7 protein-coding genes are annotated in these 12,130 nt (G+C 62.2%); 4 read left to right on the forward strand and 3 right to left on the reverse strand.

The features are described 5' to 3' along the window. Positions 1 to 7: 7 nt before the first annotated feature. The 3 genes from ACNKU7_RS16255 to ACNKU7_RS16265 all read right to left on the reverse strand — a co-directional run bounded on the left by ACNKU7_RS16255 (position 8) and on the right by ACNKU7_RS16265 (position 3,842). Positions 8 to 1,318 carry an efflux RND transporter periplasmic adaptor subunit gene (locus ACNKU7_RS16255; RefSeq protein WP_418298057.1) on the reverse strand — a complete coding sequence of 437 codons (1,311 nt, stop codon included), beginning with the start codon at positions 1,316 to 1,318 and terminating at the stop codon, positions 8 to 10. Between the two features lies 1 nt (position 1,319). Beyond that, entirely contained in the window at positions 1,320 to 2,177 is an 858-nt protein-coding gene (locus tag ACNKU7_RS16260; RefSeq protein WP_418298058.1) for an efflux RND transporter periplasmic adaptor subunit, read from the reverse strand. 93 nt (positions 2,178 to 2,270) lie between these two features. After that, the gene (locus tag ACNKU7_RS16265; protein WP_418298059.1) at positions 2,271 to 3,842 is read right to left on the reverse strand and encodes a TolC family protein; all 1,572 of its coding nucleotides are present in this window, start codon (positions 3,840 to 3,842) and stop codon (positions 2,271 to 2,273) included. Positions 3,843 to 4,217: 375 nt separating this feature from the next. On the opposite strand from ACNKU7_RS16265, the gene ACNKU7_RS16270 reads away from it, so the two are divergent. From ACNKU7_RS16270 to ACNKU7_RS16285, 4 genes are all read left to right on the forward strand, one after another. Beyond that, positions 4,218 to 5,318, forward strand: coding sequence for an ABC transporter ATP-binding protein (locus ACNKU7_RS16270; protein ID WP_418298060.1), 1,101 nt, complete (start codon positions 4,218 to 4,220; stop codon positions 5,316 to 5,318). Between the two features lie 23 nt (positions 5,319 to 5,341). Further along, a complete protein-coding gene (locus ACNKU7_RS16275; protein WP_418298061.1) occupies positions 5,342 to 7,606 on the forward strand; it encodes an extracellular solute-binding protein in 2,265 nt (754 codons plus the stop codon). Further along, on the forward strand, positions 7,603 to 8,589 hold the full coding sequence (locus tag ACNKU7_RS16280) for a sugar ABC transporter permease (protein WP_418298062.1): 987 nt from the start codon (positions 7,603 to 7,605) through the stop codon (positions 8,587 to 8,589). Before ACNKU7_RS16275 ends, ACNKU7_RS16280 begins: the two co-directional genes overlap by 4 nt. A gap of 378 nt (positions 8,590 to 8,967) precedes the next feature. Then, positions 8,968 to 11,961 carry a TonB-dependent receptor gene (locus ACNKU7_RS16285; RefSeq protein ID WP_418298063.1) on the forward strand — a complete coding sequence of 998 codons (2,994 nt, stop codon included), beginning with the start codon at positions 8,968 to 8,970 and terminating at the stop codon, positions 11,959 to 11,961. The last annotated feature ends 169 nt before the right edge of the window (positions 11,962 to 12,130 follow it).

Genomic DNA, 12,130 nt, shown 5'->3' on the forward strand with positions numbered 1-12,130 from the left:
GCTGCATTTACACTCCGATCCAGCGGCGGGCGGAGGCCAGTGGACGGCGCAACAGGTAGTAAATGAGGGGTACGCGAGCGCCGTAAATGCGTGCGTGACCGCGCGTGTTGATGCGGATCTGGGGTTGATCCCGCTGAATGGTTGCGAGCAGGCGGTAGCTCGCGGGCAGGTTTTCCCCCTCGGTGGTGAGCAGGCTGTGATAGGCCAGGTGGCCCTCGATGGGGGCGAGTGGATCCGAAGTTGCGTAAAAAACCGTGCGCGCATTTTCCGGCAGGGTGATGGCGTCCAGGGTGGGGAGGTCTATCTGGATCTGGCGCGCCTCCGGCTGCACGATTTCCATGACTTTTTCGCCGGCCTGGATGCGCCGCCCGATCCACTCTGCGGGATCCGTATAAATGGCTACGCCGGTCGCCGGTGCTTTTACCCAGGTCTTGTCCAGCAGGGTTTTCTGGTAGTCGAGATCCAGGTTGCGAATGGCGAGATCGGTTTCCGCCTGGGCCAGTTTGTGTCCGGCGGAAGCCTGCTGGAAATTGTATTGCCGGGTCATGCGCAGGCGCTCCTGAAACAGCGCGATTTCCTGCTGCACCCGGTCAATCTCTGCGGTGACCTCGGCATCTTCCAGGGTAAACAGCAGCTGGTCCCGCTGGACCGACGCATTGGGCGGAATATGTATTTCACGCACCACCCCATCGGTCAATGCCGACACGATGCGCGGTTCAATTGCCGCCAGGGTTGCAGGCGCCAGCACGCTCTGGCGCACCGGGATCAGGCAGATGGCGGTGATGATGGCGGTGACAATGAGCGGCCGACGACGGCACCAGCGGCGCAGGGAAAACTGCCGCGCGCCACGCACCGCCAGCAGGGCCTGGGTAACTGCCGCGCCTAGTTCGCGCAGCACTTCGCATTCCTGGTTGGAGAAACCCCGCCCGCGCAGAAGCGCCAGGCAACCTTCGCCGCCGTTTTTACCCAGTGGCTGCAGGACGAGAAACTTGCGCTCAATCTTCGCCGCGTTTTCTTCGTTCCCGGAAAGTGAAAGCTCGAGCTGCAGAGGTGCCTTGTGGCAGGCGCTGTCGAAATGCTCGCTGAGCAAGCGGCGCCAGTTCTGGATCTCGCTGCTGGTGGCGTCGATGCTGGTGACATTGGAGGCGGCCAGGGGCTTGAGGTGGCGGCCGCTGAAAAACACACAGCTGTCAAACTGGAGCAGTTGCTGGCTGTCGCTGGTGGCGACCTGGGCGACCTGCAGCTCGCTGCTGGCACTGCGCAGTTTTTTCTCCAGTGCCAGGAAGTGATTGAGTTTTTCCAGCAGTCTGGCGTCCACGTCAATTGGCTCCGGTGCTGGTTGCAGTCGTGGTCGCGTCTGTTGTATCGGCCAGCAAATCCTTGTTGCCGTCATTGAGGGAGAATCTCGCTTCGCCGCTCATGCCGGAAATCAGCAGTGCGGCCGACGTTATCTCCGTGGGTGCGGCCTCGATATGACCAATAACGCGCACCGTGCGGGTAACGGGATCCACCACCGGTACTATCCGCTGCAGGATCGCAGCGTAGCGCCGGCCGGTTTCATTGATGGTGACTTCAAAGCGGTCACCGATGGAGAGCTTCGCCAGCCAGCCGGAGGGGATGATCGCTTCCACTTCCAGGGTGCGGTTGTCGACGAGTTCCAGCAGGGGGGCCCCCACATCCACCCGCTGATGGGGTTCGATGCTGCGGCTCACCACGAAGCCGTCGAAGGGCGCGCGCAGCTCGCAATAGCTGTTGCGGTGCTTTAACACCTTGGCATTGGCGGTGGCTTCGGTCAGCTGCGCCTCGCTCTGCACCATTTCCAGCTCACTGACGTTACCGCCAAGCTGCTTGAGCGAAATGTTCGCATCCAGTTGCCGGCGGGCAAGGGCGCGCTGGGATTCAGCACCTTCGAGTTCCGCCTTGAGTTCCGTGCAGTCGTATCGCGCCAGCAGGTCGCCGCGGGAAAAATGGTCGCCGGCGCGCACTTTCACCTGGGTCAGGCGCGCGGCCAGCTCACTGGAAAGTTGCACACGGCTCAGCGCGTTGAGTTTGGCCGGTGCGGTATCGTCGGCCGGCGCGGCCCCGCTGCTGGCGGAGGCGAGGATTACCGCCAGGCAAAATGCGATGCGCGGCAGGTGGGAACAGGGTGACGCGACCAGCGGCCGCGTGTGAAACATCTTTAACATCTCTGGGTACCACTGATACTTCTTTGTTTGCGGCCCCGCCTCCCGCAAGAGGTGGGGCCGCTATGACCATGGGCTCGCGCTCAATCACCAGTAGGCGGCGGCCGATCCGTCTTCACGAACCTCGGCCTCGCGCTGTTGGGCGCCCTCGGAGTTGTAGCCGCCGATGGGCAGCAGCTCCATGTTCGCGCTCTGGGTGCGCATGTCTGCCACCTGTTGCTCGATCACGTCCAGCGGCTGGCGATAGTCGATGTAGAACTCGGGCTGGAAGCCCACCGCGTTGCCCAGGCGGCTGCTGGCGCTGCGCCAGTCGGCGTAGCTCACGTCTTTCTGCACGCTGGACAGTAGCGACTGGGTGGCGGCATGGATGCTTTCCAGCTCGGTGCCCTGGCTGGCCTGCCAGCGGGCGCGGGACTGGCTCGACATTTCGGTGTCGATGGTCGCCAGCTCGGACGCGTAACCGTGATTCAGTTGCGCCCGGCGCAGGTGGCTGTAGGCGAGGTTGACCTGGGTGAGCACCGCGACCGTAAGGGCGGCGCGGCGTACATCGCCGAGACGTTCGGTATCGCGGGCGTAGCCGACAAGGTCGCGGCCGCCGATCACGGTACCGAGCAGATCCCAGGTCAGGCGCAGGCTGCTCTCAGCCCAGTCGTTGTAGAGCAGGTAGCTGTTGTCGTCGTAGAAATAGCCGGTGCGCAGTTCAAGCCCTGGCAGTAACTGCAGGCACGCTTTGCGGATTTCGGTGGCGGCGATGCGCTGGCGGTAATCCTCCTCCAGTAGTTCCGGGCGATTGCGCAGGCTGTATTGCTCCAGCTCCTCCATGCTCATTTCCGAGAAGGGGCTGCGCAGGATGTCGCTCTGGGTAGCACTCACGGTGAACGCAGTGCCGGGAGGCAGTCCCATCAGCGAAGCCAGTTCCATCTTGGCCGCGTGCATGTCGCCTTCCAGCGCCAGCAGTTGCTGCATCAGATCCAGCAGGTCGCGGCGGTAGGAGAGGCTCGCCTCGGTCTGGCGCAGGCCGCGCTCGGCGCTCTGGCGGGATTTCTCCAGCGCGCGCCGGGTCTGCTCGATCAGGCCCGGCAGCTGGTTCTGGGCGCGCTGCGCGGCGGCGGCCATCCAGAATGCATATTCCACGTCCATGATCACGTTGTGCATCAGCTTGCGCTGGCGCTCGATGGCAATCATCACGCCGTCGGCGGCCTGCTTGGCCGACAGGTAGTTGATGCCGAAATCCAGCACGTTCCACGACAGCTCCAGCCCTGCGGTACTGTAGGTCTTGTCCAGCGAGGTGGACTGGGCCAGGGACTGGTTGCCGTTGACGTCCTCGCTGCTGGCAAAGTGCTGTTTGTTGCGGTGGTGGTAGCCGGCGCTGGCGGCGATTTCCGGGAGCATGTCCCAGCGGCTTAGGCGCAGGTTGCGGTTGGCCACCACCGCTTCCATCAGCTTGAGGCGGTTGTCCATGTTGTAGGCAATGGCGCGGGCGATCGCCTCATTGAGGTCAATGGGGCCGGTCACCGGCTGCTGGTTGCCAAATGTGGTCATCCAGTCACTGCTGGCACGTTGGTCGACAGTGGCTTCGTCAATGGCCGTGGGCGTTATCGAACAGGCGGCGAGCGTCGCCGCGGTCAGGCTGAATGCCGCAAGGGGAGCCAGGCGCATATCTCTGTGTCCTTAGCGTACTTATTGACTTCTTAAACGCGCGATACGGCAGCGCGAGCTAAATCTAGTACACAGGTTCTGGTCACTGGGGGCGTTGGCGCAGGGAGAGACAAAAGTGGCGTAGCGCTAAACGTGAGTAGCGTTATGGTTCAGAGGCGTACCTGAATGGCGGGTCATTTTGCAAATTGGCAGTTGATCATTTATTGTCCATATCTCTGTTTTTAGTCCAAATCCTGCGCCAGTACGCCGACTACGCCCCTCGACTGGGGGGGAGGCGGATGGCCTCTGGTTACGGCACACTGTTATCGCTGGCAAAATCCGCCTTAAAAATAACAGTGCCGGCAATTCCAATCGCGATGAGAGAGACCTGCGCCCGTGGCCAGTATTGAATTCAAACGCGTGATCAAGCGCTATGGCGACAGCCTGCCTACCGTTCCCGGGCTGGATCTGACGATTCGCGACGGCGAGTTCATGGTGCTGGTCGGCCCGTCTGGCTGCGGCAAATCCACCATCCTGCGCATGATCGCAGGGCTGGAGTCGGTAACGGCCGGCGAGCTGTATATCGGCGGTCACCTGGTCAACGACCTGCCGCCGAAAGACCGGGACATCGCCATGGTGTTCCAGAATTACGCCCTCTACCCGCACATGACCGTGTTCGAGAACATGGCCTTTGGCCTGCGTGTGCGCCATACCCCCAAACTGGGTATCGAGCGCCGGGTGCGCGAGGCGGCGGAGACCCTGGGGCTTTCCGAGCTGTTGCAGCGCAAGCCGGGACAGCTGTCCGGCGGCCAGTGCCAGCGCGTGGCCCTCGGCCGCGCCATGGTGCGCGAGCCCCAGGTGTTCCTGTTCGATGAGCCGCTGTCCAACCTGGACGCCGAGCTGCGGGTACAGATGCGCGCCAATATCGGCCGCCTGCACCGGGAATTCGGCACCACCTCCGTCTACGTCACCCACGATCAGGTCGAAGCCATGACCCTGGGCTCCCGCATCGCCATCCTCAATCGCGGCCAGCTGATGCAGGTGGGCACCCCGCTTGAGCTTTACAGTGACCCGGACAACACCTTCGTGGCGGGCTTTATGGGCTCGCCGCCGATGAACCTGGTGCCGGCGCAGTACTCCGGAAGCGGGGTGCGCAGTGCCATGCTCGAGCTGGCGCTGGAAGGGCTGGAAGACGCGGCCGCCCAGCTGATCCTGGGCGTGCGCCCGGAGCAGCTGGTACACGCCGCCGACGCGCCGGCCCACTGGCCGCGGCTGCGCGCCGCGGTCGAGCTGGTGGAGAGTCTCGGTGCCGAGCGCCTGGTGCACCTGCGCGCTGGGAAAGAGTCGATGATCGCGCGCCTGCCGGGTATGCAACTGCTCACTCCCGGGGAGAGCCTGACGCTGGCCTTTGATCCCGCTGCCCTGTACCTGTTTGATGCGGCGACCCAGCAGCGGGTTCGCCATGCGCGCGTACGCACGGGAGCGGCCGTGTGCTGATGTCGCGGAACTGCCGGTGTTGTTTGGCAAGTGGTCGCTCGCTGGCAAGTCTGTGCTGGCTGGCTGCGCTCACCCTGCTGCTCCTGTTGGCCGGCCACGCCAGTGCCGCCGACACCCTGAACGTGTGGCACGGCTACCGCGGCGCCGAGCGCGCGGCCTTTGAGCGGCTGCTGGAATCCTACAATCGCAGCCAGGATCAGGTGGTGGTCAAACCCCTGGCGGTGCCCTTTGGTGGCTATGTCGACAAGCTCTCCGCGGCGCTGCCGCGCGGGCAGGGGCCCGATCTGTTCGTGTTTGCCCACGACCGCCTCGGAGGCTGGGCCAGTGCCGGGCAGACAGTGGCGCCGATAGACAGCCTTGTGGATACCGAACTGCGCGCGCGCTTTCCCGACCACCTGCTTCAGGCCATGAGTTACAACGGCCGGCTGTACGGGCTGCCGTTCAACTTCAAAAGTACCGCGCTGATCATCAATACGGATCTGATATCCAAGGCCCCGCGCACCACCGATGACCTGGTCGCGGCAGCGCAACGCTACAGCGACCGCAAGGCGGGGCGCTTTGGCCTGGCCTACAGCTACACCGAACCCTTCTTTCACGGCGCCTTGATGAACAGTTATGGCCCGGGCCCGTTTGACGCCCGCGGGCAGCTGGTGCTCGACAGCCGCGCCAACATCCGCTCGCTGGAGCTGCTCAACCGCTGGGTGCGCCAGGCGCATATCCTGCCGGAGGAGCCCAGCAGCACCCTGGTCACCAGCCTGTTCAACCAGCGGCGTGCGGCCATGGTGATCAGCGGTCCGTGGATGCTGGGCGAGATTGCCGCGGATATTCCCTACAAAGTCGTGCCGCTGCCGCGCAACAGTGACAGCGGCCGGCCGCTGGCGCCCTGGGCGGCGGTGGAGGGGCTGTTCCTGTCACCCTGGTCGCGCCACCCGCAGGCGGCCGTAAACCTGATGGCCTACCTGACTAGCCGCCGCTCGGCCGAAATCATGGCCATCGAGGGGGGGCAGTTGCCGGCCAACCTGGCGGCGTTTGAACACCCGCAGGTGGCGGGCAACGCGACGGCGATGGCTTTTCGTGCGCAGCTGGATACAGCGGTGCCGATACCCAATTTCCCGGCCATGACCCTGATCTGGGAGCCGCTGGAGAATTCGCTCAAGAAAGTCGTAAAGGGGGCCGCCGCACCGGAGGCCGAGCTGCACCAGTTGCAGCGGCAGATCAGTGCGGATCTGGCGCAGCTGCAGCGCTCGCGCGAGCGCGCAGACACGGCGCCGTCCATGCCGCTGTGGCTGTGGTTGATCCCGGTGGCGCTGGTCGTTATTGCATCGCTGCTGTGGCGCCGTTACCACGCGCAGCTGGCCGCGGGCTGGCAGGCAAATCGCACTGCCTACCTCTATATCGCGCCGGCGATGCTGGGCATGACCCTGCTGGTGCTTTTCCCGCTGGCATACGGGCTGCTGCTGTCATTTACCGACACCACGGTATACAACGGGCATCTGCCCCTGTGGTCGCGCTGGGTGGGGTTCGACAACTACGTGGCGATACTGGCCGACTTCGACCTGTGGCAGGGCGAGGCGTCGGCACGCAGTCTCGACTTTGACAACTTCTACTGGACCCTGCTGATCACCGTGTGCTGGACCGCTGCCAACGTGGTGCTGTCGGTGGGGCTGGCACTGGTGCTGGCACTGGCGCTGGACAAGCCGATCTTCGGCCGCAGCTGGTTCCGCGTGATTCTGATCCTGCCGTGGGCGATCCCCAATTACATAACCGCGCTGGTGTGGAAGGGCATGTTCCACCCGCAGTTCGGGGTGATCAACCAGGGCTTGCAGGTGCTGGGCGTGGCGCCGGTGGCCTGGTTTGATTCCATTGGTGCGAGCTTCTTCACCGGTCTGGTCACCAATGTGTGGCTCAGCGTCCCGTTCATGCTGGTGGTGATCCTCGGAGGCCTGCAGTCGATCCCCGGGGATTTGTACGAGGCCGCCGAAGTGGAAGGGGCCGGGCGCTGGCTGCAGTTCCGCAACATCACCCTGCCACTGCTGAAGCCGGTGCTGATTCCGGCGGTGATCCTGTCGGTGGTGTGGACCTTCAATATGTTTAACGTGATCTACCTGGTGAGCGACGGTGCGCCGGCGGGGGCCAACGATATCCTCATCACCAAGGCGTTCCGCATCGGCTTCGAGAAATACCAGTACGCCTATGCGGCGGCCTATTCTGTGGTGATCCTGATGCTGCTGTTCGCGTATGCGATGTGGCAGACGCGGGTGAGTCGCACGCTGGAGGTGGTGCGATGAACAGTCCGAACCATTCGGGTAGGAGCGGCCTGCTGGCGGGCGAACAGCCGCCGGGCAAGGTACCCAGCCTTGTGGAACTCGCCAGTGGGCTGGCGCCTGCGGGCCGGGTAATGCGCGCGCTGCGGGATATGTTCAGCTGGCGCTTTGCGCTGCTGCTGTTCGCCGCGCTGGTGGTGCTGTACCCGCTGTTGTGGGTGGTAAGCCTGGCGTTTTCCGGCCAGCAGTCACTGACGCTGGTACAGCTCCCGGAAGACGCCAGCCTCGCCCAGCAACTGCTGGCCCTGATCCCGCTGCCGGAGCAGTGGAGCCTGTCCAATTTCACCGCAGTGCTTACCGAGCAGCCGTTTATCCGCTGGCTTGGCAACAGTCTCGCGGTCGCGCTGAGCACCACCCTGCTGGGGCTGGCCCTGAGCTGCACCGCCGCCTATGCCTTCTCCCGTTTCCGCTTTGCCGGCCGCGAGCGTGGGCTGATGCTGTTCCTGATTTCACAGATGTTCCCGGCAGTGCTGATGCTGATCCCGCTGTATGTGATCGTGGTGCAGTGGCTGGGGCTGGGGAACTCCTGGCTGGGGCTGATCCTGGTGTACGCGATCACCGCGCTGCCGTTCTGCGTGTGGATGCTGAAGGGCTATTTCGACACCCTGCCTTATGAGATCGAGGAGTCGGCACTGCTTGAGGGCGCATCGCGCTGGATGATCTTCACCCGCATCATCCTGCCACTGGCGCGCCCGGCGATTGCGGTTACCGGGCTGTTCGCGTTTATGACCGCCTGGAACGAATTCATTCTCGCCTCCATTTTCATGGACGATGAATCCCTCTACACCGTGCCGGTGGGGCTGCGCTTTTTTGTCAGCGACTATGCCTCCGAGTGGGGCTTCTTCGCCGCGGGTTCGATCCTGGTCTCGATCCCGGTCATGCTGCTGTTTCTCGCGCTGCAGCGTTTTCTGGTTTCCGGCCTGTCCGCCGGTGCGGTAAAGGGGTGACGACCCGGCCGGATTATTGACGCGACAACCGGTTCGCCTGACTTTTGTGGATCTGCGGTCAAACGTTCCTGTTGGTTGAATTTTGCGCATCCGGTATCTTTCGCCCTGGCCCGATATATTTTTTGCGCCAATTTGGTGCAAATCGATATGATGGCTCTAACTTATTGATTTAAAACGATTTCCCATTTCCCGCTTTGCGCGTTTCAAGGTGGGATTGTCCATATTTCGGTAATTTTCCAAGGTGGGACGACTCACTTTGGCGCGCGGCGGGACTATACGCTTGCGTCAGAGTGGGTCGCCCTTTAGCGGTCGAGCTTTGCCCCCTGACGAACCGATATAACGAAAAATGACGTGACGACGATGGGGGAGACCCACTCCATGAACAAGATGACCGGATTCAAGAAAAAATCCATGGCGGCCGCAATTGCGGCGCTGGCCGGCTTCAGTGCGGCCGCTCTTGCGCAGACCGAAGAAAATGCCGGCCTCGAAGAAGTGACGGTATTGGGTGTGCGCGGTGCCCAGAACTCCGCGGTTAACCTGAAGCGTGACACCGTTGCGATGGTCGACGGTATTATCGCGGAAGATATCGGCAAGCTGCCGGATGTCACCGTGGTCGACTCCCTGCAGCGTATTTCCGGTGTGCAGATCCTGCGCGACGCCGGTGAAGGTGCACAGGCCAATATTCGCGGCCTGCCGCAGGTCGTGACCCTGCTGAACGGCGAGCAGTACCTGACCGCCGGCAACCTGGGTGGTGCACAGCCGAAGCTGAACGACATCCCGTCCCAGCTGCTGGGCGGCATCTCAGTCAGCAAGTCCACCAACCTCGACAATTCCCTGAACGGTATCACCGGCACCATCGACCTGAAGACCCAGCGTCCGATGAAGTTCGATGAAGGCTTCACCTCCTCTTTCGCTGCCGAAGCGGCCCAGGGTGATATCACCGGCGAAACCGACCCCGGCCTGAACGGCCTGGTGAGCTGGCGCAATGACACCGTCGGTGTGATGGTGTCTGCCAGCCAGAGCGAAGCCAACCTGGCCAACAACTACGCCGGTTACTCCGGTGGTGTGTTCGGCAACAACGACTGGGGCGGCAGCGGCATTAACTACAGCGCGCCGCACGGCTTCGACAGCTTCAACCGCGTGGTTGAGCGCGAGCGCACCGGTCTGAACCTGGCATTCGAAGCGGATCTGGGTAACGGCTTCAGCATGGTAGCCGAAGGTTTCTACACCGAGCTGGAAGAGTACGACCGCAAAGTGGGCCTGAACGTGTCCAACCGCTGGCAGACCCTCGACTGGCTGACCCCGACCGAATTCACCGATACCGGTTTTGACGGCAACAACGGCCAGGACTGGGTGGACGTCGACGAGTACGCGGTCAACGCGCTGTGGGTGAACTCCTTCACCGTAAACCGCGCCACTACCTCCGACTCCAAGAACATTAACCTGGAGCTGAACTACGACAACGGCGGCAACTTCCGCGGTGGCCTGCGCGCCATCCACAGCGAAGCCAACCGCCTGTCCATGAACGGCCAGGCCCAGGGCGACCTGTCCAGCTGGCGTCCGGGCACCCCGAAAGAAATCCTGCCGTTCTACCCGGAAGAAATCGCCAGCATGTACGACGAGAGCCGTTACGTTGGTGAAGCCGGTGAAGAAGGCGGTCGTTTCATCGACCCGAACCCGGAAGGTTACGGCGAAGCGCCGCAGCTGACCTACAACATCGCTGGCAACCACCCGGTGTGGGGCGGTTTTGACACCCCGATCAGCGGTGGCCTGGGTGATGGCGCAACCCTGCGTGATTACATGGCCAACGTGGACAGCTACGCCGTTGCCGCTTTCTCTTCCGAGGGCAACAACGAGTCCGACGCGTCTATGGATGTGTTCTCCGCCAAGGGTACCTACGACTTCGACGAGCCGGTGTTCGGTTTCGTAAACCGCGTTGATATGGGCCTGCGCCGCAGCGACCGCGAAGTAAGCATCGAGCAGTTCCACCTGTTCTCCCGCTTCTACGGCGGCAACGGCGCGAGCGATCCGGCGGGCTGTGAAGCCCAGTGGAAAGCCATCGACGTGGTCATGAACCAGGACCAGTGTCAGGCCGGTGAACTGGTGAACGGCGAGTTCCAGGGTTACACCGTAAACCGCCCGACCAAGCTCAACGAATACAACAACGTGATCTGGGTGAACGATTACGGTTCCGTGACTTCCGGCATGCCGGGCGTCTGGGCCATCGATCCGCGCGACTTCGACAACGTGGTGGCGTTCCAGAAGAAAGTGTTCGGCGACGCCTACCGTGTGATCGTTCCGGGCCAGAGCTACGACGTCGGCTTCGTGGAAGACAGCTTCACCTTGAATGCGGGCTTCGAGAAAGGCATCGTGCGCGGTGACTTCGGCGTGCGCGTGATCCAGACCGAGATTGATGTGAAGCAGAACATCACCGGCGCGATCAAGAACTACGGTGATACCAACATCGATGATGGCGATTACTTCGCCAAGAACGATTACACCGACGTACTGCCGTCTCTGAACCTGATCGTCGAGGCGCGCGAAGACCTGCTGGTGCGTTTCGCGGCGAGCAAGACCATGACCCCGCTGGACCTGGGTAACTACGGTGGCGGCCTGAAGGTGAACACCTCCGACTGTCCGGAACTCAACACTCGCTGTGTGACCAGTGCTGAATCCGGTGGTAACCCGTACCTGGATCCGTGGCGCGCGACCAACCTGGATGCGGCCGTTGAGTACTACTTCGGCGAAGGCTCCATGGTGAACCTGGCTGTGTTCAACGTCGACATCGAGAGCTTCGTAGTCACCGGTGAAGGTGAGAAGCGCGCGTTTGCCGACCTCGACGGCGTAGTGCGCCGCGAAGTGCCGGTATCTGGCCCGATCCAGGGCGACGGCGGCCGTATCCACGGTGTGGAGCTGGGTTCCAAGGTCGCGTTTGGTGACTTCACCGACGGTTTCATCAGCAACTTCGGTATCGACGCCAACTACACCTACTCCCCGAGCACCCAGGACAAGCTGGATGCCAAGGGCAAGAAACTGCCGTTCAACGACAACAGTGAACACCAGTTCAACTTCGTAACCTGGTACCAGGCGGATCGTCTGCAGGCGCGTATTGCCTACAACTACCGCAGCGACCGACTGATCTCCGAGAACATCGGTGGCACCGGCTTCCAGGCGTACCAGAAGCCCACCAACTACGTCGACGCGCAGATCAGCTACGACGTAATGGACGATGTGACTGTGTACCTGAACGGTTCCAACATCACCGGCGAAATCGAGGACTACTACATCGACTTCTCCGGCGCTGGCAAACAGTACCTGTCGCAGAACGAGTTCGAACCCCGTTACTCCCTGGGTGTTCGCGCGCGCTTCTAAGGCATGCGACCTATTTGCATTTTTCACAGGATGTAAAGCAACAGGGCCCGGGGGTAACCTCGGGCCTTTGTTGTCTGTGGGGACGGCAAAGGTGTGATGTTCGTTGCCGGTAGCGGCAATGGTTCGGAATTTTTTTGTAATCGATCGCAATAACAATAGAAATACAGTG

Origin of the sequence: Microbulbifer weihaiensis (assembly GCF_048323715.1) — a bacterium.
Taxonomy (GTDB): Bacteria; Pseudomonadota; Gammaproteobacteria; order Pseudomonadales; family Cellvibrionaceae; genus Microbulbifer.

Excerpts from the sequence above, each read along its gene's own strand:
- ACNKU7_RS16285 (WP_418298063.1), top strand. The coding sequence starts at position 8,968 with ATGAACAAGATGACCGGATTCAAGAAAAAATCCATGGCGGCCGCAATT.
- ACNKU7_RS16260 (WP_418298058.1), bottom strand. The coding sequence starts at position 2,177 with ATGTTTCACACGCGGCCGCTGGTCGCGTCACCCTGTTCCCACCTGCCG.
- ACNKU7_RS16265 (WP_418298059.1), bottom strand. The coding sequence starts at position 3,842 with ATGCGCCTGGCTCCCCTTGCGGCATTCAGCCTGACCGCGGCGACGCTC.
- ACNKU7_RS16280 (WP_418298062.1), top strand. The coding sequence starts at position 7,603 with ATGAACAGTCCGAACCATTCGGGTAGGAGCGGCCTGCTGGCGGGCGAA.